The organism is Halomonas sp. A40-4 (assembly GCF_015767635.1).
In the GTDB taxonomy this organism is placed as follows: Bacteria; Pseudomonadota; Gammaproteobacteria; order Pseudomonadales; family Halomonadaceae; genus Vreelandella; species Vreelandella janggokensis.
This window is the reverse complement of record NZ_CP065230.1, coordinates 2,421,524-2,445,110: the sequence shown is the minus strand read 5'-3', so window position 1 is coordinate 2,445,110 and position 23,587 is coordinate 2,421,524. Positions and strand designations below refer to the sequence as shown.

Annotated in this window: 19 protein-coding genes; 9 read left to right on the top strand and 10 right to left on the bottom strand. The window is 57.4% G+C overall.

Annotation, left to right across the window (positions count from 1 at the left end):
• Positions 1 to 6: 6 nt before the first annotated feature.
• Genes cmoB through cmoA form a run of 3 tightly spaced genes read right to left on the bottom strand, consistent with a single transcriptional unit; the run spans position 7 to position 3,185 of the window.
• On the bottom strand, positions 7 to 993 hold the full coding sequence (gene cmoB, locus IT895_RS11405; protein WP_199283505.1) for a tRNA 5-methoxyuridine(34)/uridine 5-oxyacetic acid(34) synthase CmoB: 987 nt from the start codon (positions 991 to 993) through the stop codon (positions 7 to 9).
• Between the two features lie 15 nt (positions 994 to 1,008).
• Positions 1,009 to 2,448, bottom strand: a complete 1,440-nt coding sequence (locus IT895_RS11400) for a phospholipase D-like domain-containing protein (protein WP_199283504.1) — start codon at positions 2,446 to 2,448, stop codon at positions 1,009 to 1,011.
• Positions 2,445 to 3,185 (bottom strand): carboxy-S-adenosyl-L-methionine synthase CmoA, encoded by a 741-nt coding sequence (gene cmoA, locus IT895_RS11395; RefSeq protein ID WP_199283503.1) that lies wholly within the window; start codon positions 3,183 to 3,185, stop codon positions 2,445 to 2,447. Before cmoA ends, IT895_RS11400 begins: the two co-directional genes overlap by 4 nt.
• 95 nt (positions 3,186 to 3,280) lie before the next feature.
• Here cmoA and pgi point away from each other — a divergent pair, with 95 nt between their 5' ends.
• The 5 genes from pgi (at position 3,281) to serB (ending at position 12,526) form a co-directional block, all read left to right on the top strand.
• Positions 3,281 to 4,975 (top strand): glucose-6-phosphate isomerase, encoded by a 1,695-nt coding sequence (pgi, locus tag IT895_RS11390; protein ID WP_085917927.1) that lies wholly within the window; start codon positions 3,281 to 3,283, stop codon positions 4,973 to 4,975.
• A 279-nt stretch (positions 4,976 to 5,254) separates the two neighbouring features.
• Positions 5,255 to 7,150, top strand: coding sequence for a DNA topoisomerase IV subunit B (parE, locus tag IT895_RS11385; RefSeq protein ID WP_199283502.1), 1,896 nt, complete (start codon positions 5,255 to 5,257; stop codon positions 7,148 to 7,150).
• Positions 7,151 to 7,273: 123 nt separating this feature from the next.
• Positions 7,274 to 9,226 carry a methyl-accepting chemotaxis protein gene (locus IT895_RS11380; RefSeq protein ID WP_233337227.1) on the top strand — a complete coding sequence of 651 codons (1,953 nt, stop codon included), beginning with the start codon at positions 7,274 to 7,276 and terminating at the stop codon, positions 9,224 to 9,226.
• Between the two features lie 109 nt (positions 9,227 to 9,335).
• The gene (gene parC, locus IT895_RS11375; protein ID WP_085917929.1) at positions 9,336 to 11,582 is read left to right on the top strand and encodes a DNA topoisomerase IV subunit A; all 2,247 of its coding nucleotides are present in this window, start codon (positions 9,336 to 9,338) and stop codon (positions 11,580 to 11,582) included.
• A 20-nt stretch (positions 11,583 to 11,602) separates the two neighbouring features.
• Positions 11,603 to 12,526 carry a phosphoserine phosphatase SerB gene (gene serB, locus IT895_RS11370; RefSeq protein WP_085917930.1) on the top strand — a complete coding sequence of 308 codons (924 nt, stop codon included), beginning with the start codon at positions 11,603 to 11,605 and terminating at the stop codon, positions 12,524 to 12,526.
• 7 nt (positions 12,527 to 12,533) lie between these two features.
• Here serB and IT895_RS11365 read toward each other — a convergent pair whose 3' ends face one another.
• From IT895_RS11365 to IT895_RS11335, 7 genes are all read right to left on the bottom strand, one after another.
• A complete protein-coding gene (locus IT895_RS11365) occupies positions 12,534 to 13,346 on the bottom strand; it encodes a DUF6694 family lipoprotein (protein ID WP_325073205.1) in 813 nt (270 codons plus the stop codon).
• A gap of 114 nt (positions 13,347 to 13,460) precedes the next feature.
• Positions 13,461 to 13,847 carry a Na+/H+ antiporter subunit G gene (locus IT895_RS11360; protein WP_066317683.1) on the bottom strand — a complete coding sequence of 129 codons (387 nt, stop codon included), beginning with the start codon at positions 13,845 to 13,847 and terminating at the stop codon, positions 13,461 to 13,463.
• Positions 13,848 to 13,884: 37 nt separating this feature from the next.
• Entirely contained in the window at positions 13,885 to 14,154 is a 270-nt protein-coding gene (locus IT895_RS11355; protein ID WP_066317677.1) for a K+/H+ antiporter subunit F, read from the bottom strand.
• On the bottom strand, positions 14,148 to 14,645 hold the full coding sequence (locus IT895_RS11350) for a Na+/H+ antiporter subunit E (protein WP_066317673.1): 498 nt from the start codon (positions 14,643 to 14,645) through the stop codon (positions 14,148 to 14,150). The genes IT895_RS11355 and IT895_RS11350 overlap by 7 nt, the downstream gene beginning before the upstream one ends.
• The gene (locus IT895_RS11345; protein ID WP_199283500.1) at positions 14,642 to 16,153 is read right to left on the bottom strand and encodes a monovalent cation/H+ antiporter subunit D; all 1,512 of its coding nucleotides are present in this window, start codon (positions 16,151 to 16,153) and stop codon (positions 14,642 to 14,644) included. Before IT895_RS11345 ends, IT895_RS11350 begins: the two co-directional genes overlap by 4 nt.
• Positions 16,150 to 16,482 (bottom strand): Na+/H+ antiporter subunit C, encoded by a 333-nt coding sequence (locus IT895_RS11340; protein ID WP_066317667.1) that lies wholly within the window; start codon positions 16,480 to 16,482, stop codon positions 16,150 to 16,152. The genes IT895_RS11345 and IT895_RS11340 overlap by 4 nt, the downstream gene beginning before the upstream one ends.
• The gene (locus IT895_RS11335; RefSeq protein WP_199283499.1) at positions 16,482 to 19,319 is read right to left on the bottom strand and encodes a monovalent cation/H+ antiporter subunit A; all 2,838 of its coding nucleotides are present in this window, start codon (positions 19,317 to 19,319) and stop codon (positions 16,482 to 16,484) included. Before IT895_RS11335 ends, IT895_RS11340 begins: the two co-directional genes overlap by 1 nt.
• 167 nt (positions 19,320 to 19,486) lie before the next feature.
• Here IT895_RS11335 and IT895_RS11330 point away from each other — a divergent pair, with 167 nt between their 5' ends.
• From IT895_RS11330 to IT895_RS19380, 4 genes are all read left to right on the top strand, one after another.
• Positions 19,487 to 20,356 carry an ion transporter gene (locus tag IT895_RS11330; protein WP_199283498.1) on the top strand — a complete coding sequence of 290 codons (870 nt, stop codon included), beginning with the start codon at positions 19,487 to 19,489 and terminating at the stop codon, positions 20,354 to 20,356.
• 320 nt (positions 20,357 to 20,676) lie between these two features.
• A complete protein-coding gene (leuA, locus tag IT895_RS11325; RefSeq protein WP_085917938.1) occupies positions 20,677 to 22,383 on the top strand; it encodes a 2-isopropylmalate synthase in 1,707 nt (568 codons plus the stop codon).
• Between the two features lie 31 nt (positions 22,384 to 22,414).
• A complete protein-coding gene (locus tag IT895_RS19385) occupies positions 22,415 to 22,816 on the top strand; it encodes a hypothetical protein (protein WP_233337226.1) in 402 nt (133 codons plus the stop codon).
• Positions 22,817 to 22,825: 9 nt separating this feature from the next.
• The gene (locus IT895_RS19380; RefSeq protein ID WP_233337225.1) at positions 22,826 to 23,536 is read left to right on the top strand and encodes a hypothetical protein; all 711 of its coding nucleotides are present in this window, start codon (positions 22,826 to 22,828) and stop codon (positions 23,534 to 23,536) included.
• Positions 23,537 to 23,587 lie beyond the last annotated feature (51 nt).

The following is a 23,587-nucleotide window of genomic DNA, read 5'->3' as shown; positions in this document are numbered from 1 at the left end:
AGTTCCCTACCCCGGCTTATTCGCCAATATCACCGCCCGGCGCGGAGCAGGGTAGCCTTCGATGGTGCGGGTACGGTCGTCTGGATCGAGGAAATCGGCCAGCGACTGGTAGGTCATCCAGTCGGTGGAGCGCTGCTCGTCAAGGGTGGTGACTGCTTCATCCACCACGCGCACATTGGTAAAGCCGCAGCGCTCGAGCCAGTGGCATAGCGCCTTGGAGGAGGGCAGGAAGTAAACGTTGGGCATGGCGGCGTAGCGTTCGCCGGGCATAAACACCGTCTGCTCATCGCCTTCCACCACCAGGGTCTCCAGCACCAACTCGCCGCCAGGCGCCAAAGCGGCCTTTAGCTGCTGAATGTGCTCCAGCGGCGCGGGGCGGTGGTAGAGCACGCCCATGGAAAAGACCGTATCGAAAAAGCCCAGGTTTTCCGGTACGTCTTCGATGCCCACCGGTAAGAACTGCGTTCTGCCGCCGTCTGCATCGCCCACGAAATGGCGTACCGCCTGGAACTGCCAGTAAAAGCGCGGTGAAGGGTCAATGACCAGCACAAAAGCTGCACCTGCCCCGGCCATCCGCCAGGCGTGGTAACCGCTACCTCCGCCCACATCGAGCACTTTGCGGTATTCGAGCGGTGCCAGGTGGGGGGCCACGCGCTGCCACTTCCAGTCGGAGCGCCATTCGGTGTCGATATGGATGCCACCCAATTGAAAAGGGCCTTTCCGCCAGGGTGCAAGCTTTCTCAGCAGGTTGAAACACTGGCGCTTTTGGCTGTCGGTGAGGTCAATGTCGACAGTCACGGTGTCGCTGTTCAGGTCGACGCGCCGCTCGCTTGGCAGCGCGGGCAGTTTGGCCACGGCTTTTTCCCAGGCGGGCAAGTCGCCGTGGCGGTTGCGGTCGAGGCCGCGCGCCAATTGCTCGGGCAGACGTGCCAGCCAGGTGTCCAGACCCTGGTCAATAAAGGCGTGGTAGAGCTCGCGGTGGGGGTGGGGCATGGGTGTCTCGCTGTCTTAAAAAGTGCACCAGCCGCTGGCTTCCATCAGTCGATACTGCCAGTAGCGCCAACGAGAGGCGTCCAGGTAAGCCTCGGGGCCGGTGCTGTAATGCTCGGTGTCGGTATTATGCCAGTGGCGTTCAAAGGCTGCGCGGGCCTCGTGGATAATCTCATCATCGCTGTCGGCGACCCACTCGAGATTGGCTTCGAAGTTGAGGTCGTTAAGGCTACGCCGGGTATAGTTGGCCGAACCCAGCAGCAGGTGGGCGGGGCGCTTGCCAGCATGGCGCAGCAATACTTTGCCATGCGCCTGCTCGCCGCGGGTATCACTCCAGCGTAGCTGGATGTCGGCGTTGATCAGGTCGTTGGCCGCCTGGCGGTTGGGAATACCGCTGCCGGAGACGCCAAAGGCATGGTGGTTGGGGTCGAGAAGCACGCGTACCTTAACGCCCCTTGCCGCGGCTCTGACCACGGCCGCGATCACGCGACGGTGAGAGAGGTAGAGTATCTCGATATCGAGCCTCTCGTCTGCGTGGGCGTCGTCGATGATCGCCAGCGAAGCGCGTTTGATGGCGCCTTCGCTAAGCAGGCGTAGGCGCGGAGTGTCGCCACTTTTGTCGCTAGTGGCTGCCGTCGGCTGGACGTGGGCGATGGGGACGCCGCTGAGGGCGGCAATTTCGCACTCGGAGGCAAGCAGGTCGATGGCGGTATCGCCGGAGACCCGCAGCGCCACGTCCCGGTAGTCGCTGCTGCCGTCATCGGCGTTGGCTGAGCTGACCACGGCGGTCCAGCGATCACCTTCGTCCACTACCAGGGTCTTACGATGGTTGGCGTTGAGGTTAAGCAGGGTCAGGTAACTGCGAAGACCGACCTTGCCCTGGCCGATAGGGTTGGGTAGCCAGCCGGCCCGGGGCGAGTGGCGCAGCCAGCGAAAGCTCAGCCGCCAAAGCGCGGTCCAGCTTGGGTTGGGGTCACGCCCGATCGTTAGGTCGGTGGTGGCGACCCGGATGCCAGCCGCTTCAAGTGCTTGATGGTGGCTAAGCTCGAGCCCGCCGTAGACGGCGTTGATAGGATCGGTAATTACCACTATCTCGATATCAGGGCGCTGGTGCTTGCGGTTCAGCAGGGCGTCACGCATTGCCACGGAAATCTGGCGATGGCAGTCGTGGCAGTCGTGGCGGTCGTCGGCGGGGTCGTTGAACTGGAACATATCCAATACCACCAGCTTTTTGGCCTGGCCAATCAGGCGCAACATCTCGTCGAAAATCTGCTGTCGGCAGTGGCGTTGGCCGTCGGCATCGACAAAGGTTTCGTCGAGAAGCAACTGCGATGCAACAGGCGACCGCCACTTGCCCTCGACGCTCAGGCCGGATGGCAAGGGCTTGCGCGAGTGCCACCAAACGGTGGCTACATAGAGCGCCAGCGCGGCCCCGGTCAGGACGACCCAGATACTCATGGCTTGAAGGCGATCAAGGAGGCGAAGTTGAGGTATTGGAACCAGGTCATCGAGCGCGGAAAGCCGGCTTGCTTCAGGCGGTCATGAAGAACTTCAAGGGTGTCCGGCACCAGCACGTTCTCGAGGGCAGTACGCTTTTGGCTGATTTCCAAATCGCTGTAGCCATTGGCGCGCTTGAAATCGTGGTAGCGCTCGACCCGCCAGGCGTTGTCGCGTTCGTCGGCGTCGACAGTCTTTTCCGATAGAATCAGCACGCCTCCGGGCTCGAGCGCATCGAACAGCCTCTTCAAGAGGGCATCGCGGTCATCGGGCGGCAAAAACTGTAGCGTAAAGTTGAGAATGATCATCCCCGAAGGCGCATACTCAAGCGTACGAATATCAGCTTCTTCCACCTGCATGACATAGTCGGCGCACTCATCGGCAAACGTTTGCCGAGCCTGTTTCACCATGGCGGGGGAAAGATCGATTCCGGTATAGCGAAAGGCGTCGGCAGGCAGCGCGCCGGCAAGTGCCAGCCCCGAAGCACCCAGCGAACAGCCCAGATCGTAGACGTGGGCGCCGTGGCGGAGATGTCGCTGGGCGATCAGGCTCAGCATGCCGAGGATTTGCCCGTAGCCGGGCACCGAACGGCGGATCATGTCGGGAAAGCACGCGACCACCTGTTCGTCAAAGGAGAACCTTGCCACTTTATCCAAGGGTGTCGAAAAGATAGCGTCGCGGTAAGATGCATCACTCATGGTCAAGCCAGGATTATTAATGAGGTTGCGTAGTTTACGCGCCCTTGGTAAGCCAGAACAGACCCAGCACGGAACGATGCCACAGGAGAGGGCAAATGGCTGCATCATCACGCACAACCCCTGATTCGCTACCCGCATGGCAAACGCTGAAACAGCACGCCCAGTCGCTGGAACATGTGCATCTGAAAAACCTGTTTGGCAACGACCCTGGCCGCTGGACGCACTTTACGCGCGAGGTGGCAGGCTTGACCCTGGATCTCTCCAAGCAGCGCTGGGACGACGATACCCTTGAGCATCTGCTGGCGCTGGCGGATGAGGCGGGGGTGCCTGGGGCGATCGAGGCGCTGCTGAGCGGCAAGCGTGTCAACATCAGCGAAAACCGCCCGGCCTTGCACACGGCCCTGCGGTTGCCGCCGGGGGCGAGCCTGGACGTGGAAGGGGAAGACGTAGCGACGGCAGTACATGAAAGCCTGTCGCAAATGGAGCGCTTGGTAGAGCGTCTACATGCGGGCCAGTGGCGTGGTGCCACCGGCAAGCCGATCCGCCACGTGGTGAATCTGGGGGTCGGCGGGTCCGATCTAGGGCCACTGATGGTCACCCACGCGCTGGCCGACTACCGTCCTGATGATATTCACCCAGTGGAGGTTCATTTCGCCTCGACCATGGATGGCTCACAGCTTGCCGATTACCTGACGCGCTTTAACCCCGAAACCACGCTATTTGTGTTGTCGTCGAAGTCGTTTACCACCATTGATACGCTGTCCAACGCCAATACCGCCCGCGACTGGCTGATAGGGCGGCTGTCGAAGCACGGTGAGCTACCCAGCGCCAATCCGGTCAGTGACGAATTGATCATTCGCCAGCACTTTATCGGTGTGTCGGCAAGCCCTGATAAAATGAGCGAATGGGGCATCACGCCCGATCACCAACTGATGTTCTGGGAATGGGTCGGCGGGCGCTATTCGCTATGGGGCACCATTGGTCTGCCGATTGCGCTGGTGGTGGGCATGGAGAACTTCCGCGAGCTGTTAGCCGGCGCCCATGCCATGGACCGTCACTTTCAGGAGGCGCCTTTGGCTGAAAATGTGCCGGTGCTGCTCGGGCTGGCGGGTATCTGGAACGTCAACTTCCTGGATATTCGCGCTCACTCGATTTTGCCTTATGACGGTCGTCTGGAGTATTTTGCTGCCTACCTTGAGCAGTTGGAGATGGAGTCCAACGGTAAGTCAGTGACCGGTCAGGGGCAGGCGGTCAATTATTCCACCTGTCCGGTGCTTTGGGGGCAGTTGGGGCCCAATGCCCAGCATGCGTTCTATCAACTGCTCCATCAGGGGACCCAACCGGTTGTATGCGACTTTATCGCGCCGCTTAAGCGTTACGATGAGGTGGAAGACCCGGATACCCGCCGCCACCTGAAATCCCAGCACCGGCTGGCATTGGCCAATTGCTTTGCCCAATCGCGGGTACTGATGCTCGGTGACGACGCGATTGATGACGATGGCCCGCGCCCGGCGCATAAACGCTATCGGGGAAATCAGCCGTCGACCACGGTGCTGCTGGACAAGCTGACCCCGGCAACCCTGGGTTCGCTGATTGCGCTCTACGAGCATAAGGTATTTGTCCAGGCGGTCATCTGGGATATCAATCCGTTTGACCAGTGGGGCGTGGAGCTGGGCAAGCAGATTGCCACCGATACCCGGAAAATTATCGACCATCAGGGTGACCTGTCGCGACTGGATGCATCCAGCCGCGGCTTGATTGAAGCCTTTTGGGCGGCTGAGCAGGAGTGATAATTAAGCCGGTGCTAGCGCCGGTGACAGGTCTACGAGGAAGTGCTGTGAACCCATCCTTGGGCGCTACATTTGCCATCTGACCGCCATGGATGGCGGAAATGCCGGAATTGAAGGGATCATTTTTCCGGCCATGGCAAATGACCTCCTCTACGACCTATCCCCGGCGCTCTTCCCTGGTAATAAATATGGCTGGATATACAGCATTTTGCTTTTCGGCTATCCTGTATCCCTTTGAAAGCATTCATACGTGCATGACCCTTCAGGAATCGACGTTACATGACCCAGTTTGATGCCTCCCAGTACGGCGCGAGTTCCATCGAAGTCCTCTCGGGGCTCGAGCCGGTACGAAAGCGTCCCGGTATGTATACCGACACCTCGCGGCCCAACCACCTTGCTCAGGAAGTGATCGATAACAGCGTCGATGAAGCGCTGGCGGGCCACGCCTCAGCTATCAGCGTCGTGCTGCATAGCGACGGTGCGATCGAGGTGCAGGATAACGGCCGCGGAATGCCGATCGATATGCACCCCGAGCACGGCGTGTCGGGCGTCGAGCTGATCTTTACCAAACTGCACTCAGGCGGCAAGTTCTCATCGGACAGCTACCGTTTTTCCGGTGGCCTGCACGGCGTCGGCGTGTCGGTCGTTAATGCGCTGTCGCGGCGCCTGGATGTCGAAGTCACGCGCAACGGTGCGCGCCATGCCATGGCGTTCGAGTTCGGGGAAAAGGTCGAAGAACTGCGCGAAATTGGCAAAGCGGCCAAGCGTGCCAGCGGTACCCTTGTGCGTTTCTGGCCGGATGAAAGCTACTTCGATAGCCCTAAACTGGCATTGGGCAAACTGAAACACCTGTTGCGGGCCAAGGCGGTACTTTGCCCACGGCTTGCCGTTACCCTGATTGAGCCCGACGGCACCAAAACCGAGTGGGCCTACGCCGATGGGCTTCGCGACTACCTGGCAGAAGCCACCGATGGTTATGAAGTGGTGCCAGCCGAGCCCTTTATCGGTCACTTCAACGACGATGAAAACGGCGTGGACTGGGCTATCCAATGGTTGCCCGAGGGCGGCGACGCGCTATTGGAAAGCTATGTTAACTTGATCCCCACCCCGCAAGGCGGCACCCACGTGAACGGGTTTCGCTCGGGTTTGCTCGAAGCACTGCGCGAGTTCTGTGAGTACCGTAGCCTACTACCCCGTGGCATCAAGCTCACCGCTGATGACTTGTGGGAGCGCGCCTCCTTTGTGCTTTCGGTCAAGATGCTGGATCCCCAGTTTGCCGGGCAAACCAAAGAGCGGCTTTCGTCGCGAACCATCGCGGGCTTTGTGTCAGGGGTGCTCAAGGACGCCTTTTCGCTATGGCTCAACCACCATGTCGACCAGGGCGAAGCCCTTGCCGAGCTGGTGATTAGCGCCGCCCAGCGCCGCCAGAAAAAAGCCAAGAAGGTGGCGCGCAAGAAAGTGACATCGGGCCCGGCCCTGCCCGGCAAGCTGGCAGACTGCTCGGGGCAGGACCCCGCTCAGAGCGAGCTGTTCCTGGTCGAGGGTGACTCCGCCGGGGGCAGCGCCAAGCAGGCGCGTAACCGCGAGACCCAGGCCATAATGCCGCTGCGTGGCAAAATCCTTAACACCTGGGAAGTCGAGACCCACGATATCTTCGGCTCGCAGGAAGTTCACGATATCGCGGTGGCGATTGGCGCCGACCCGGGCAGCGCTGATCTGGAAAAATTGCGCTACCACAAAATCTGTATTCTCGCCGACGCCGACTCCGACGGCCTGCATATTGCCACGCTGCTTTGCGCGCTGTTCGTCAAGCACTTCCCCAGTCTGGTGGACGCGGGCCACGTCTATGTGGCCATGCCGCCGCTTTACCGTATTGACTTGGGAAAAGAGGTTCACTACGCCCTCGACGAAAGCGAAAAAGCCGCGATCCTAAAACAGCTTGCACAAAAGCGTGGTACTCCGAACGTTCAGCGTTTTAAAGGCTTGGGCGAAATGAGCCCGCTGCAACTGCGCGAAACCACCATGGCGGTGGAAACCCGCCGTCTGGTTCAGCTTACCCTCGATGAAGGGGATGGCACGCTGGAAATGATGGATATGCTGCTGGCCAAAAAGCGTGCCGGCGATCGCAAGAAATGGCTGGAAGATAACGGCAACCTTGCTGACGTCGAGGTCTAGTGACGGTGTCAACCCTGCATTGGTATTAAATAGCTAAGGTTGGGCATTAATTAGCCGATAGTGAATAAAGAGCGTACCTGAAAAAAGTACGCCAGTCAGTATCACTTACATCACTAAAGGGGAATGTCCTTGTTTAATACCATTTCGAGGCAGTTAACACTGGCGGCGTTTGCTCTCATGCTACTCATGGCAGCAAGTATTTACGCCGTCATGGCATGGCGCGGCCAACCGCAGGTTATAGAGGCAAGCCAATTGCTTGTTGACCGAACAGGTGACTCCATTGTCAACGCAATGAATGCACAGCTAGCCCGCGTGGAAGGTAATACAGCGAGTCTTGCCTCGCTCGCAGAGTCATTACCTCGCGAGGAATCGTTGTTTCGTCAAGCCTTCCCACGGGTTGTCGACGACAGCGGCAATACAGCCATTGCCGGGGGTGGTATCTGGCCGGAGCCGGGTGCGTTTGAAGACGGGGTCGAGCGATTCAGCTTCTTCTGGGCGAGAAATGCTGAAGGTGAGATTGAGTTCCTGGATGATTATAACGCTGATGATATGGCGCCTTACCATGAGGAGGCCTGGTATCAGAATGCCCGCGATGCCGAGCCAGGTCAGTGTATCTGGTCAACGGCTTATCGCGACGCAACTACCGGGGTGGCGATGGTAACCTGTAGCGTGCCCTACTACCTTGACGATGAGTTCGCCGGGGTCGCGACCATCGATATGCAACTGGAAGGCATCGCCGAATTTCTGGCCGAGAATGGTGGCACAACCGGGGGCTATGCCTTCGTGCTTGATAGAGCAGGCAAGGTCATTCACTTTCCTGGTGCGGATCTGGCGACGGCTGATATGCAAGGGTTAGACGATCTGACCAGCGATATGCCCTGGCTTTCACCCGTGGTCGAGGCTGTCGAATCAGGCAGTCAAAATGTCCAGGTGGAAACAGCAGGCGTTCTGGATAAGCCTGCCTCGGTTCGTTTGTTCGATATGGAGGACACGGGCTGGACATTGGGTCTCATGACGCCTCAAGAAAAAGTGACGGCACTGGCACAGACATTGACGCGTGATCTGATGGTGGTAATCCTTCCCCTTTTGGCCCTGCTGCTGGCGTTAGGCTGGTGGGGTGGACGTATACTTTTGCGTCAAATCCACAGCACCACCGAGCAGATTGACCAACTCGGCCAAGGCGGCTCAAGTCGAGAACTGACGATTTATCGTAATGATGAAATTGGCGAGTTGCGCAGTGCGGTGAACCGTTATGCTGAAAAATTACGACACCTGTTTGAGGACGTGAGCCAGGTATCCGACGTGATTGCCAGTGAAGCGACGGAAATTGCCTCCGGCAACACAGAATTGTCCAGTCGGACCGAGCAACAGGCCGCATCGCTTCAGGAAACTTCTTCCACAATGGAGGAAATGGCGACAACCGTTAAGCGCAACGCTGATAATGCCAACGAAGCCGATCAGCGCGTCACTGACGCGACTGAAAAAGTCAGGCGGGGTGGCGAACAGGTCGCACGTTTAGCTCAGTCGATGGAGGCGATCAATGAAAGCTCGGGAGAGGTTTCTTCAATTGTCGATGTCATTGAAAATATTGCGTTTCAAACCAATATTTTGGCACTCAATGCCTCCGTTGAAGCTGCCCGGGCGGGTGAGCACGGGCGAGGTTTTGCGGTCGTCGCCAGTGAAGTTCGCGAACTGGCTTCCAGAAGCGCTACATCCGCTCGCGACATCAATGAGTTGATCAAGACCACGTCCCAACAAATTGAAACCGGTAGCGGTTATGCTCGTGATGCAGAAGGTGCAATGCAGGAAATTGTTTCGGCGATTGAAGAAATCGCCGAACGCATCGCAGAAATCAGTCAAGCGTCCAGCGAACAGACGAACGGCATTGATGAAATCAATCGTGCTGTCTCGCAAATGGACACGGTTACCCAGCAGAACGCAGGGCTTGTGAGCCAAGCGTCAGGAGCGGCCAACGAACTTTCTGTTCAGGCACAGCGCCTGAAGAGTTTACTTGATGATTTTCAGCGCGATAATCAACGCTCCCCGGAAGCGGTACCGCTTTCGGGGCCTCAGTGACGTTATTGATATGACGTAAGCAACTACTAACGCATTGAGTATCAATGTGTAGCAGGAATAGCCGCTCCCGTCGGGGCGGCTTTGCTTGTCAGGAAAGGATGAATACCCCATGGATATTCAGGTAGCGGAAGGCGACGTCGAGCGCTTGTCCTTGCGCGATTACACCGAAAAAGCGTACCTCGACTACTCGATGTACGTGATTCTCGACCGTGCACTGCCCAACATTGGCGATGGCATGAAACCCGTGCAGCGGCGGATTATCTATGCCATGCGCGAGCTGGCGCTGCATGCCAACGCCAAGTACAAGAAGTCGGCGCGCACCGTCGGCGACGTGTTGGGTAAGTTTCACCCCCACGGTGACAGTGCCTGCTATGAAGCCATGGTGCTGATGGCACAGCCTTTCAGCTATCGCTATCCGCTGGTGGACGGTCAGGGCAACTGGGGGAGTCCTGACGATCCGAAATCGTTTGCCGCCATGCGCTACACTGAAGCCAAGCTATCCAAGTTTGCCGAAGTGCTGCTCAGCGAGCTGGGCCAGGGAACTGTCGACTGGGTGCCCAACTTTGACGGTACCATGCAGGAGCCGCTGGTGCTGCCCGCGCGCTTGCCGCATGTGCTGCTCAATGGCGGCACCGGGATTGCGGTGGGTATGGCGACCGATATTCCGCCGCACAACGTGTCTGAGGTCGTGGATGCCACCTGTCACCTGTTACGCAATCCGCAGGCCACGACGACAGATCTGATGGACTTCATTCCCGCGCCGGACTTCCCGACTGATGCGGAAATTATTACACCCAAAGAAGACCTGCGGAAGCTCTACGAATCCGGTCGTGGTTCGGTCAAGTTGCGCGCTCGCTACGAGCGGGAAGGCCCCAACATTGTAATTACCTCCTTGCCGTATCAGGTCAGCGGCGCCAAGGTGCTGGAACAGATTGCTGCCCAGATGCAGGCCAAAAAGCTGCCCATGGTGGCCGATCTGCGCGATGAATCGACCCACGAAGAACCCACTCGTCTGGTGATTGAGCCGCGCTCCAATCGCATTGACGTTGAGTCGTTGATGGACCACCTGTTTGCCACCACGGACCTGGAAAAGAACGTGCGGGTTAACATGAACGTGATCGGTCTGGATGGCCGCCCAAGGGTGATGCCGCTGCCCGAGATGCTGGGCGAATGGCTGCGCTTTCGTCGTGGGACGGTGCGCCGCCGACTTGAGCACCGCCTGGGCAAGGTGGAAGACCGCCTGCATATTCTGGAAGGCCTGCTCACCGCCTACCTGAATATCGATGAGGTGATTCGCATTATTCGAGAGGAAGATGAGCCCAAGCCTGCATTGGTAGCGGCCTTTGGCCTCTCTGAACGACAGGCGGAAGCGATTCTGGAATTGCGCCTGCGTCATCTTGCCAAGCTTGAAGAGATGAAAATCCGCGGCGAGCAGGATGATCTGGAAAAAGAACGCAAATACCTACAGGGCCTGCTGGGCAGTGAAGCCAAGCTGACCACGCTGATCGAAAAAGAGATTCGCGCGGCGGGTAAAGAGCATGGCGATGAACGCCGCTCGCCACTGGTCGCCAGGGCCGACGCCAAGGCGTTGTCCGAAGTCGAACTTCTCGGGGCTGATCCGATCACCGTCGTGCTGTCAGAGAAGGGCTGGATTCGGTCTGCCAAGGGCCATGATATCGACCCCGAAGGGCTTTCCTATAAAGCGGGCGACCGTTTCCAGTTGGCTGCACGAGGCAAAACCAACCAACCCTTGGTGCTGCTGGATGATACCGGGCGTGCCTATACGCTCAGTGCCCATAACCTGCCCAGTGCGAGGGGGCAGGGAGAGCCAGTCACCGGGCGCGCGAATGTGTCGGCCGGGGCCCGTATGGCCGGTTTGATGCTGGCACCTGCCGAGCGGCGTTTTGTCCTGGCAAGCGACGGCGGCTACGGCTTTATTGCCCGTTTGGAAGCGCTCACCGGTAAAAATAAAGCAGGTAAGGCGGTGCTTAGCCTGCCTAAAGGCTGCAGTGTGATGGCACCGGTTGAAGTGCCTGAGGGCGAAGAACTTTGGGTGGCTTCGGTCTCCAACGAAGGTCGGCTATTGCTGTTCCCCTTGGATCAGTTGCCTGAAATGGCCAAGGGCAAAGGCAACAAGATGCTGGATATCCCCGGTCCGCGTGCCGCACGCCGCGAGGAATTCGTGCGCAGCATCGCGGTAATTAAAGACAGCGACGTCCTGGAGCTGCACGCCGGTAAGCGAAAACTCACGCTGAAAACCGATGATTTGGCCTATTATCGCGGCGAGCGAGGTCGGCGGGGCAGCAAGTTGCCACGCGGTTTCCAAAAGGTTGATTGGATAGGGGCAGGGGACTAAACAATGACAGGAACTAAGTGATGGCAAGCGGCGATTTAATTTTAACCGTGTTAGCGCCGCGTTTAAGCGCGGATATTCAGTCCCAGGTGGACGCTTTGAGGGTACAGTTTGACCTGCAGGAAAACAGCATCCGACGGCTGTCAGATGTGGCGCAGGGCGAACGCATCGACTGCCTTGAGCTGTACTTGAGTGGTACCGATGTTGATCTTGAAGCCCTGCGTCATGCCGCGCTGGTTTTGAGCGAGACCTTGAACGTGGATATTGCGGTTCAGCAAAACCTGCGACAACAGGTTAAGCCTCGGCTGGTGTGCTTCGATATGGACTCCACGCTGATCAAGGCTGAAGTGATTGACGAGCTGGCCTATCGTCATGGCGTGGGCAGTGAAGTTGCCGACGTAACCGAGCGGGCGATGCGTGGTGAGCTCGATTTTCAGCAAAGCTTCCGCGAGCGGATGAGCAAGCTGGCTGGTCTGGACGAGTCCGTGTTGGCTGAGATCGCCGCCGAGCTACCCTTGATGGAAGGCGTCGAACGGCTGATGGCCAACCTGAAGCGCCTGGGGTATCGCACTGCCATCCTTTCCGGTGGTTTCACTTACTTTGCTGACTACCTACAGCATAAACTCGGCTTCGATGAGGTCCATGCCAACGAGCTGGTGATCGAGAATGGCAAGGTCACCGGCGAGGTGCGCGAGCCGATTGTCGACGCAGACCGCAAGGCTGAACTGCTGGAAACCATTGCTCTGCGTGAAGGTTTGACACTCGACCAGACGATTGCGGTGGGCGATGGCGCCAATGATCTCAAAATGCTCGCTAAAGCCGGCCTGGGCATTGCTTACCGCGCCAAACCCATGGTGCGGGCACAGGCGCGCCAAGCCATTTCACATCTCGATATTGATGCGGTGTTGTACCTTATAGGCTACCCAGACGTAGATTTGATCGACTGATATAAAGTCAAGGCCCTTGAGAGGGCCCTTCCTGCTCGCCGGAATGAGCGGTCATGTCGCCATACTCCTCACGCAACTCATCGAGTCTCTCTCGCTGTTGCTCGCTAAGCGGGGGCGTATCCCAAAGCGGGTCGCCCTCGGCGTCGTGCAGGCCTTCGATGGTGACATCGAACTGGGCATTATCGGGAATCTCGCGGTTACCCCAGGGGCCAAAACGGTTGGGCGCCAAACTCCATTGGGCGCTTTCGCCAGGGGCTAAACCGCCGGGAATCACGTAATAAAACGCTTCATCGACCCAGGGTGTCTCGAGACCAGGACTGCTGACAACGCCTCTGAGTGACAGTTCCGAGATACGTTGGTCAGAGCCGTTGGTGACCTCCAGTTCAATAACCGGCTCCAGCGCTCCATAGGGGCTTGTGCTCATGTAAAAATCGGCGCTGTCGAGGGTCACCTGAGCCCGTTGTTCGCGGTCATGCTCCGCATTAGCCTGCTTTTCTTCAAGTCGGGAGAGAATGCCCAGCGCCTGACTTCGTTCCCGTGCCCGGCGGTTACGCAATAACTCATTGGCTTTCTCTATCGCTTCATCACCCGTCAGCCCATGCATGTAAGCATTGGCCGACTCGGCGATTTCCGCGGCGTTCATCGGCCTTGGGTTAAGAATATCGATACCGTTAAACGATGACATCGCCATAATGGTCAGCGCTTGATCAAATTCGTCGCGCTTGTAAGGGGGCAGTGAGTCGCGCACTTTTTCGACGGATATAACAGCGGCGGGCATTGAACTGGTATCAATTCTGGGCTCTGAACACCCCGCAAGCATTATCATTGCGAACGATAATGTCGATAGCCTTAACAGGCTCCACATACAGTTACCTCACCTCAATATCGTCAACCCGGGAAGGGTGCCAGCGCTTGGTTTAGAAGGCAAAATCGATCAGCCATGGCCTTTGTCGGGGTGAGGGACCGGCTTTTTACCGACTTCCTCGGAGCGAAGCTCCACGGGTTTACCCTGGGTGATATCGATGTGCTTCAAGCGTAAGTGCAGGCCGGTTTTGGCAAGCAAGTGGGCGCTGACCGGTGCGGTAATAAATAAAAACAGAGTGATCAATAATTCCTGAATATCGGGTCTGCCGTCAATGCTCCAGAAGTACGCCATGGAGGCCACCAGCATGCAGCCGATCCCCAGTGTCGTTGCCTTGGTGGGGCCGTGTAAGCGCATGTAGAAATCGCGAAGATGCGCCATCCCCAGAGAACCGACGAATACAAAAGCGCCGCCTGTGATCAGCAATAATGAAATAAAAGCCTCTACCCAAAGCGACATAAGCGTACCTGTATAATAACCAAGAGAGTGACCGGGTTCATTCGATAATGTCCCCGCGTAATATGTACTTGCACACCGCTACCGTGCTGATAAAGCCCAGCATGGCGATGAGCAGCGCCGATTCGAAATAGGTCTTGCTGTTCAACCATAAGCCGAGCAATACAATCAGCGCGATGGAGTTGACGTACATGGTGTCCAGCGCCAGTACTCGATCCGGCAAATCGGGACCAATGGTCAGCCGATAGAGGTTCATCAGCAGTGCCATCACCACCAACGCCAGGGTGATATAAAGTGCGATGCTTAGCATTCGTAAATCTCCTTGAGCGGGCGTTCGTAGCGCTCCCGAATCTGCTCGATCAGTGCCTCTTCGTCTGTTTCGTTGAGGGCATGAATAAGCAGCGATTTACCGTCCATACGCAGGTTGGCGGAGACCGTCCCCGGCGTCAGGCTGATAGTGCTGGCAAGCAGTGTAATGGTGAAACGCTCCTCAAGCATCAGAGGGTATTCGACAAAATGGGGATTTAATTTACGCCATGGGTTGGCGATCAGATACGCCACTTCAAAATTGGCGGTGATGATGTCGCCAAGCACGCGCAGCACAAAACGCAACAGCAGCAACGGCTTTTTGATGCGCGGTCGGGCATCCCAAAAGCGGTTGGTAAGCAAGGGGATGATAATGGCCAGTGCGCCACCCAATACGATATGCCCGGGCGCCACACTGCGCACCAGGAGTAGCCACACGAAAAGCAGCAACAATGAAAAAACCGGGGTCGGCAACCAGGCGCGGGATCGAATCATTGGGTGCCTCCAGCGTCATTGATCAACGTATCGATTACCAGGCTAGGGTTAGCCAATTGCTTAGCGGCGGCCTGGGTATAGTCGCTAACGGGGCCGGCAAACACGACCAGCAGTAGCGAGCTACTTAACAGCCACGCCATGCCAAACCACTGGCAACGGGGCAGTGGACGGCCACTGAGATGGCCGCGATGACTGCGCCAGAACAGGGTTGAACCCGCACGCGAGAGCGCAATGAGCGATGCCAGACCTGCCAGCAAGACGAGTGTCCAGAGCCAAAGTCGTTGGCTGCCTTCCGCGGCGTTGAGCATCAGCGCTTTGCCGAAAGCGCCCGAGAGAGGGGGTAAGCCAGCCACCGCGATCGCCCCTATAAAGAACGCCAGCGCCAGTGCCGAGCCTTGTACCATGGGCCGACCCTTGACTAGCCGCGTACCCGGTTTGCCACGTTGCAGGCCGATCATCTCCGCCAACAAGAAGAGGCCGCCGGTAATCAGCGTCGTATGAATCAAGTAGTAAAGCAGTGCCGAGGTGGCTTCAGGACTGCGCATTCCGACGCCCGCAAGTAGCGTGCCGACGGAAATCAGCACCAGGTAGGCAATCAGCAGGCGCAGATCCCGAGCGGCCATCACCCCTATCCCAGCGGCGGCCAGGGTCGCTAATGAAAGCCACCAGACCCAGGGTTGTTCGAGGGCTTCCAGATTACCTGCCTGGTCGCCAAAGACGAGGCTGTAGACCCGCAAGATGGCATAGATGCCTACCTTGGTCATGACCGCAAACAGGGCGGCCACCGGGGCAGGGGCTGACGCATAGGCACGGGGCAACCAGAAATACAGCGGTAAAATGGCTGCCTTGAGGCCGAAGACCACCAGTAACATCAAGGCACCAGCCACCACCAACCCTTCGCGTTCAGCGGGCAGTTCGGCCATGCGCGAGGCCATATCCGCCATGTTCAGCGTGCCGGTTGCCCCGTAGAGAATGCCCACGCCAATCAGGAACAGCGAAGACCCCGCCAGATTGAGTACCACGTAATGAACACTGGACTGAATGCGCGCCTTGCCGCCGCCGTGAAGCAGCAGGGCATAGGAGGCCAGCAGCAGCACTTCAAAGAAGACGAAGAGGTTAAACAGGTCTCCGGTTAAAAAAGCACCGTTGATGCCCATCAACTGCCATTGGAAGAGGCCGTGAAAGTTGCTGCCTTTTTCATCATCACCGCCGCAGGCAAAGACCACAGCCCCGACGGCCAGGAGAGCGGTCACCAGCAACATGAGCGCCGACAAACGATCGAGCACCAGCGCAATGCCAAACGGCGGCTGCCAGTCGCCAAGGGCGTAATAGGTCACTTCTCCACTGGCGGCTTGGTTCAGCAGCCCAATGGCAACCAAAAGCAGCGCTGACGTGGCTACCACGCTGACAATACGCTTATAACGAACCATTCCCTGGCGTTGGTAGAGTAACAAGATACCCGCGATTAACGGCACAACGACAGGTAAAACAATCAAATGCTGGATCATTCGCGGTCTTCCTTTTTGCCGTCTACGTGGTCGTTACCCACTTCACTTCGCGCGCGCATCGCCAGAATGACCACAAAGGCGGTCATCGCAAACCCGATCACGATGGCCGTCAGCACCAGGGCCTGGGGAAGCGGGTCAGCGAAGCCATCGCCTTCATTGACCAGCGCCGCGCCATCGGTGGTTAGCCCACCCATGGAAAATAGAAATAAATTGACGGCATAGGAGAGCAGGGTCAGGCCGACCACCACCGGGAAGGTTCGCCCACGCAGCGTCAGGTAAAGTCCGGAGGCGGTGAGCACGCCAGTGGTGATCGCGTAGAGCAGTTCCATTAGCGAGGCTCCTTGCTGGTGGGGTTGGAAGATGTCTCAGCGTCTTTTTCGGTCTGTTCGGGCACCGGACGGTGGGCAGTGGTCACTTTGCCCAGGTTGGCGAGGATCATGAGCGTGGCACCGACGACGGCCAGATAAACACCCAGGTCGAAAAGCAGCGCCGTTGCCAATTCAAACTCACCGACGACGGGTAGTGTGAAGTAGCCAAACGACGATGTCAGGAACGGATAGCCGAACAGCCAACTGCCAAGTCCTGTCAGCGTCGCGACCGCGACGCCCATGATGGCCACAGGCTGGAAGGGGAAATCGAGGCGCTCCTGCGCCCACTCCACACCTCGGGCCATATACAGCAGAATCAACGCCACAGCGGTAATCAAACCGGCGATGAAGCCACCGCCGGGCTGGTTGTGGCCGCGCAGGAAGATAAACGCTGATACCAGCAAGGCCAGCGGAAGTATCGTCATGGAAACAGACGTCAAGATGGCCGGGTAGCGGTCCGGCGACCATACCCGACCCTCGCCATCACTGTGCGGTATAAACAGGCGTAAACGGTTGAGTAGCTTGAAGATCGCAAGGCCTGCAAGGGCAAGCACGGTAATTTCGCCTAGCGTATCGAAGCCCCGGAAGTCGACCAGGATGACGTTGACCACGTTGTAGCCGCCACCGCCGGGTTTGCTGTTTTCGACAAAAAAGCTGGAGATCGACAGCGTTTCCCGGGTCAACACCGCATAGTTGAGGCTGGCAATCACCAGCCCCAGCGACCCTGCCAGCAGAATGTCGCGGACATTGCGCAGCGGGCTCGACTCCTGAGGTGTTTTCTGCGGCAGGAAGAACAACGCCAGCATCAGCAGAATCATGGTCACCACCTCTACGGATAGCTGGGTCAGCGCTAAGTCCGGCGCTGAAAAACGCGCAAAGGTGAGGGCCACAAACAGCCCGACAATCGACAGCATGAGCAATGAAATCAGACGGTAACGATGGGTGGCCGCGGTTGCGATGCCGCCAAAGATGAGCATCACTGCGCCCAGAATCACTACGCCGTCGATCGGCTGGTTGCCTGCCGCCCCTGTTAGATCGGTGACCTGGACCAGCCCGATGAGCCCCATCACGAAGGCAGCGGATAGCAACAGTGTCATGTAGCGCTGTAATGAATTGCCCTCGAATGCAGCCAGGAACTGTTCAGCACGGTAGCCTATCGCTACCACAAAGCGCTCGAACACCCGCCGGGCATCGACGCTTTCGAACTGTCGGGTGAACAGGCGCATGTCTCTGTGGCGCCAATAGAGGACGGTGCCGATCAACAATGCCGCAACGCTCATCATCAGTGGCAGGTTGACGCCATGCCAGATCGCCAGTTTGAAATCCAGCGGACGCTGCAGTACCGCTTGGGTGGCAAGGTCGAGCAGGTGTGTGGCAGTGAGGGCGGGCAGCAGACCGATCACGACGCACAGCACTACAAGAATTTCCACGGGTAAACGCATCAGGTGTGGCGGTTCGTGCGGCGATTTAGGCGGTGCCTCGCGGGCTGGCTTGAAGAAAACCGCATGCACCAGGCGCAGCGAGTAAGCCACAGAGAGAATGCCCCCCAGCGTGGCAAGGGCAGGCAGTAACCAGCTCAAGCCACCCAGTACCGGGGTTTTAAGGGTTTCAGTAAAGAACATCTCTTTTGAAAGAAAGCCGTTGAACAGCGGCACACCCGCCATGGCGGCGGCGGCAAGTGTGGTCAACAGTGCGGTTACCGGCATGGCTTTTTTCAGGCCACCCAGTTGCTTGAGTTCACGTGTTCCTGTCTCGTGGTCAATAATGCCAGCGCTCATGAACAGCGCCGCTTTGAAGGTGGCATGATTGAGAATGTGAAAAAGAGCCGCCAGGACAGCCATTGGACTGCCGATGCCCAACAGTACCGTGATCAGCCCCAAATGGCTGACCGTGGAAAAGGCCAGAATGCCTTTCAAGTCGGTTTTGAATAGCGCAAACCAGGCCCCGTAAAGCAGCGTGGCGGTGCCCACGAGCGATACAACGACGGTCCACAGCTCACTGTCGGCAATTGCCGGGTGTAGCCTTGCCATGAGGAAAATGCCGGCCTTCACCATCGTGGCCGAATGCAGGTAGGCCGAAACCGGTGTAGGAGCGGCCATCGCATGAGGGAGCCAAAAATGAAACGGAAACTGAGCTGACTTGGTAAAAGCACCGAGTAAAACCAGGCCGAGCATCAGCGGATAACGCGAGTCGGCGATGATCCTGTCGCTACTGGCCAGAACGTCTCCCATGCTGAAACTGCCTGCCATATCCCCCAGCAACAGAAGCCCTGCCAACAGCGCCAAGCCGCCAGCGCCCGTCACGGTGAGTGCCATTCTTGCGCCTTTACGCGCATCCGATTGGTGCGACCAGAAGCCGATCAATAAAAACGATGAAAGGCTGGTGAGCTCCCAGAATAGCCACAGCAGGATGAGGTTGTCGGACATTGAAATACCGACCATGGAGGCCATGAACAGCATCAGGAAGGCGTAAAAACGACCGACGGGTTCGTCACTTGCCAGATAAAAGTGAGCGTAGAGCAGTATCAACAGCCCGATGCCCATGATTAAAATATTAAACAGCAGCGACAGGCCGTCCAGGCGTAGTGCCAGTTCCAGGTTGAGTTCTGGCAGCCAGCCAACGGCGAAGCGTAGTGCTTCGCCTTCCAGTAGTGCGGGTATCTGCATCAAGGTTAGCAGCAGGGCAATAGCCGGCAGCAGGGCGGTTGCCAACGAGCAGACCATGCGGCTGCGTTGAGCGTTGAGGGCCGGCACCAAGACGCCTAGTAACGGTAGTAAGGCTATCCACAGCAGTGTCATGGGAGTCATCCAGCGCAAAAATCAAAAAAAGCCCACGGCCCGCCATCGTAAACGTGTCGGCTGAGGCATCGGAGACCGCAAATTAAACAAGAGGATATCACTTGTAGTGGCATTGTGAAGTTTTAGTATAAAGTGACGCCGTCCACCCAAGCGAGCCAATTGACCCTATGAATCAACCTTTCGACACATGGCAGCAGCGTTTCGAAACCCTGCGTTCGAACAAATTTTTTGAAGCCTTTGTGATCGCGATTATCGTCATCTCCGCGCTGGTGATCGGCGCTAAAACCTACGAAGAGGAGACGTCGCGCTTTGAACAATGGCTTCTCTATCTCGACCTGGCCATCACGGTTTTTTTCCTGGTAGAGATCCTCATCAGGATAGCGGCTGAAGGAAGCCTGATACGCTTTTTCAGACGAGGATGGAACGTCTTTGATTTCGTTATCGTGACCGCCAGCCTGATCCCCATGGACGACTCCGAGATGGTCCTGCTGGCGCGACTGCTGCGTATTTTCCGCGTGCTGCGCCTTGTCTCGATGATTCCCGAGCTGCAGATGCTGCTTTCAGCCCTGGTGAAGTCTATTCCGCGTATGGGCTACGTGGTGTTGTTAATGTTCATTATCTTCTACATCTACGCCGCCATTGGCAGCTTCCTGTTTGCCGACGTCGACAGCTTCTTGTGGGGCAATATATCCATTTCGATGCTGACGTTGTTTCGTATCGCCACCTTTGAAGACTGGACGGATATTCTTTATGCCACCCAGGAGGTTTATGCCTGGAGCTGGATTTACTACCTGACGTTTATCTTTCTGACCGCGTTTATTTTCCTCAACATGATGATTGGCATCGTACTGGACGTCATGCAGAAAGAGAGCGCCGCGCTCGATGTTTTGACCAATGGAGAAGATGTCGATGAGACGTACGCGCTGCGCAACGAAGTCAGTGAAATGCGCAGCCAGCTAGACCGAATGGAGGCAGCCCTATCAGGGCAGAGGGCTGACAATGCGCGCACGGATATTGACAAAAACCGCCAAGACTGATTTTCTAGACGTATGAATACATCCATGAACACCTTTGCACTAGACCTACGACTACTAAGCGCCCGTCTCTGAATATCAGGGTCGGGCAGTGCTGCTGGCATTGTCGTTGGTTTTCTTAGTGGTGAGGTAGACATGGTTACAAACACTGGAGTTATTGAATCAATTCAATTTGTAGGGTGCCGCTCTTTTATAATCGTGCGCCCGACAAATCCTTATGATCTGCGCCCCATGGCCTTTACTGGCGATGGGGCGTTTTTCGTTGGCACGCCCGCCGTCCATCCAATCGAATACTTTCACCCTACTTGCCCAGGAGAACCGTCATGATGTTGTCTGATCCCGCCAAAAAATACCGCCAGTTTGTTGCGGTGGACCTGCCTGACCGCCAATGGCCCAGCCAGCGGATTGAAACACCGCCGATCTGGTGCAGTGTTGACCTGCGGGATGGCAATCAGTCATTGATCGACCCGATGGATCATGAGCGCAAGCAGCGCTTGTTCGACATGCTGCTGAAGGTCGGCTTCAAACAGATCGAAGTCGGCTTTCCCTCAGCTTCGCAAACCGATTTTGACTTTGTCCGCACGCTGATCGAACAAGACAAGATCCCGGAAGATGTGACCATTCAAGTGCTGACCCAGGCGCGCCCGCACTTGATTGAGCGCACCTTCGAAGCCTTGAAAGGCGCCAAAAACGCGATCGTGCACGTTTACAACGCCACCGATCCGATGTTCCGCCGTGTGGTGTTCAACGTGGATAAAGCCGAATGCGTGAATATTGCCACCGAGGCCACGGCGCAAATTCGCGACCAAATGAAGGCAGCGCCTGAAACCAACTGGACCTTCCAGTACTCGCCCGAGCTCTTTACCACGACAGAGATGGATTTTGCCGTCGAAATTGTCGAAGCGGTCATGGAAACCTTCGGGCCCAGCGCCGACAACCGGATGATCGTCAACCTGCCGGCAACGGTTGAAGTCGCCACGCCGAATAACTACGCGGACCAGATCGAGTGGTTCTGCCGCAACGTCAAAAATCGTGACCATTTGATTGTCAGCGTGCATCCCCATAATGACCGGGGTACCGGTGTGGCTGCCGCTGAGTTGACGCTGATGGCGGGAGCTGACCGCGTTGAAGGCACCTTGTTCGGCAATGGTGAGCGCACGGGTAACGTCGATATCGTCACCCTCGCCATGAACATGTACACCCAAGGGGTTCATCCGCAGCTCGATTTCTCCAATATCACCCCGGTCATGCGCGAAGTGGAGTACTGCAACCAGTTGCCGGTGCATCCACGCCATCCTTACGTGGGCGATCTGGTGTTTACCGCTTTCTCTGGTTCCCACCAGGATGCGATCAAGAAAGGCATGCTTGACCGTCGCGCCAATCCCGAGGCGGTTTGGGATGTGCCCTATCTGCCTATCGACCCGCTTGATGTAGGTCGTAGTTACGAGGCGGTGATTCGGGTCAACAGTCAGTCCGGTAAAGGCGGGGTGTCGTACCTTCTGGAGCAGGAACACGGTATCGAGCTGCCGCGTCGGCTTTCCATCGAGTTCAGCCAGGTGGTGCAGGAAGTGGCCGACCGGACCGGTAAAGAGATTACCTCTCAGATGATTTACCAGGCTTTTGCCGATGAGTATCTGGAGCAACGTTCACCCTTTGCGCTGGTCAACCATCGTTTATCGTCGGAGCCAGATAGCCCCAAAGTAACGCTGGACGCCGTGGTCGAGCAGGATGGCGAGCGTCAAACGCTCAATGGCGAGGGTAACGGGCCGCTCGCAGCGTTTGTAAAAGCGCTGGCTGCTGCCGGGCATGATGTGGAAATTATCGACTACCATGAGCACTCCCGTGGCCAGGGCGCCGATGCAGAGGCCATTGCCTATGTGGAAGTCCGCATCGACGGCAAGGCGGTATTCGGTGTCGGTAACGATGAAAGCATTACCAGCGCCTCGATGAAAGGCGTGCTTAGCGCGATCAATCGCCACCATTCGACCCAACCCGCAGCGGCAAACGTGACGGCGGCGTCGTTGGCCTAATCCACCGATGTCCAATTGAATGAGACAGGCAATGTTGCGGCTCTGGCAGCTTATCGTGTTCGCCGCCATTGTGGTGGCCGGGGTCGCATCAGCCGTGGCTTCCCATGAGCCGTTTGAGTCCAAACTGGTCCGCCTGGAAGCTCAGCTGGCGCTGCCTGCAATTGGGTCAATACTTCGGCAGGAAACGCCGGCGCTCAACGCGACTTTCTTAAGCTACTCACATGATCAGGCGCTCTGGATGAGCGCCTATCTTGCGCTGATGCGCCATGGTGGTGTGGCCCGAGGGGTGCTCATCGACTATGGTCATTTGCCGAAATTCCAGAGCGTATTGGTCCGTTACGGGGCAGACGTGGTTCTCCCTATCAACTACTTTCATGATAACGATATTGCTACGTTAAGTGCCCAACACTGGTTTGACGAGCGCTACCAATAAGTTAGCCGCTTGTGGAACGACGAAACCGAGGCAGTGTCCAGCGAGCTTACCCCCTACCGCCGCGGGCAAATGGGTATTGCGCTACTCGACACCAATGGTCACGGGCTACTCAATCAATTCGTGGTGGGTGACGAGGGAGACGTTGAGTGGCTGCAAGGCGAGCGGCTGGTCTCGGGGGTTGGCGATTTCTTTACCAGCGGTCTGCGTGATCTTGAAAGCCAGTGGCGGCGGGGCGACGCCATTGGCGCCGCCGATCTAGGCTGGGCGGGTATCGATCTACTGGTCATGGCCAGCACCGTTAAGGTGCTGCGGGCAGGCAAGGCCGCTCGTGCTGCCCAGGTGGGCAGCGTGGAAGCCCAGGGCGCTCGGACTGGCTTGCGCCAGGGGATGGTTGCTTCAGGCGGGCGTTTTGCGAGCCTACCGCGTATGGCCAAGGTTGTCGCGGTCGCAGGTACCGCCTATGTGGTGGTTCGCCACCCAAGCCTCGTCAGCGCACTCGGTGCCAACCTGTCTACCTGGCTTGGCTGGCCGGTATGGTTGGGGCAGTTTCTTGTCTGGCTAATCGTGCTGCTACCGGTACTGATAGTGGTGCGATTTGCTTATCGCTGGCTGCTTACACCTATGCTGTGGCTGTTAGTGCCGTTGATGCGGTTATGTTTTAGAACAGCTAACCATGCGTTAGCCAAGCGGACTCAACGGCAAGCCGAGGAGACTGACTAAGGAGATGGGGTTTAACATAAGCGGGGCGGCCTTAAGGCCGCCCCGTTGGTT

Bases quoted from the DNA above. Each gene is read 5' to 3' on its own strand.
- cmoA (WP_199283503.1), bottom strand. From the start codon at position 3,185: ATGAGTGATGCATCTTACCGCGACGCTATCTTTTCGACACCCTTGGAT.
- IT895_RS11355 (WP_066317677.1), bottom strand. From the start codon at position 14,154: ATGCTAAGCATCGCACTTTATATCACCCTGGCGTTGGTGGTGATGGCA.
- parE (WP_199283502.1), top strand. From the start codon at position 5,255: ATGACCCAGTTTGATGCCTCCCAGTACGGCGCGAGTTCCATCGAAGTC.
- IT895_RS11330 (WP_199283498.1), top strand. From the start codon at position 19,487: ATGAATCAACCTTTCGACACATGGCAGCAGCGTTTCGAAACCCTGCGT.
- cmoB (WP_199283505.1), bottom strand. From the start codon at position 993: ATGCCCCACCCCCACCGCGAGCTCTACCACGCCTTTATTGACCAGGGT.
- pgi (WP_085917927.1), top strand. From the start codon at position 3,281: ATGGCTGCATCATCACGCACAACCCCTGATTCGCTACCCGCATGGCAA.
- IT895_RS11365 (WP_325073205.1), bottom strand. From the start codon at position 13,346: ATGCTTGCGGGGTGTTCAGAGCCCAGAATTGATACCAGTTCAATGCCC.
- IT895_RS11335 (WP_199283499.1), bottom strand. From the start codon at position 19,319: ATGACACTGCTGTGGATAGCCTTACTACCGTTACTAGGCGTCTTGGTG.
- parC (WP_085917929.1), top strand. From the start codon at position 9,336: ATGGATATTCAGGTAGCGGAAGGCGACGTCGAGCGCTTGTCCTTGCGC.
- IT895_RS19385 (WP_233337226.1), top strand. From the start codon at position 22,415: ATGTTGCGGCTCTGGCAGCTTATCGTGTTCGCCGCCATTGTGGTGGCC.
- IT895_RS11380 (WP_233337227.1), top strand. From the start codon at position 7,274: ATGTCCTTGTTTAATACCATTTCGAGGCAGTTAACACTGGCGGCGTTT.
- leuA (WP_085917938.1), top strand. From the start codon at position 20,677: ATGATGTTGTCTGATCCCGCCAAAAAATACCGCCAGTTTGTTGCGGTG.
- IT895_RS11350 (WP_066317673.1), bottom strand. From the start codon at position 14,645: ATGATTCGATCCCGCGCCTGGTTGCCGACCCCGGTTTTTTCATTGTTG.
- serB (WP_085917930.1), top strand. From the start codon at position 11,603: ATGGCAAGCGGCGATTTAATTTTAACCGTGTTAGCGCCGCGTTTAAGC.
- IT895_RS11345 (WP_199283500.1), bottom strand. From the start codon at position 16,153: ATGATCCAGCATTTGATTGTTTTACCTGTCGTTGTGCCGTTAATCGCG.
- IT895_RS11400 (WP_199283504.1), bottom strand. From the start codon at position 2,448: ATGAGTATCTGGGTCGTCCTGACCGGGGCCGCGCTGGCGCTCTATGTA.
- IT895_RS11360 (WP_066317683.1), bottom strand. From the start codon at position 13,847: ATGTCGCTTTGGGTAGAGGCTTTTATTTCATTATTGCTGATCACAGGC.
- IT895_RS11340 (WP_066317667.1), bottom strand. From the start codon at position 16,482: ATGGAACTGCTCTACGCGATCACCACTGGCGTGCTCACCGCCTCCGGA.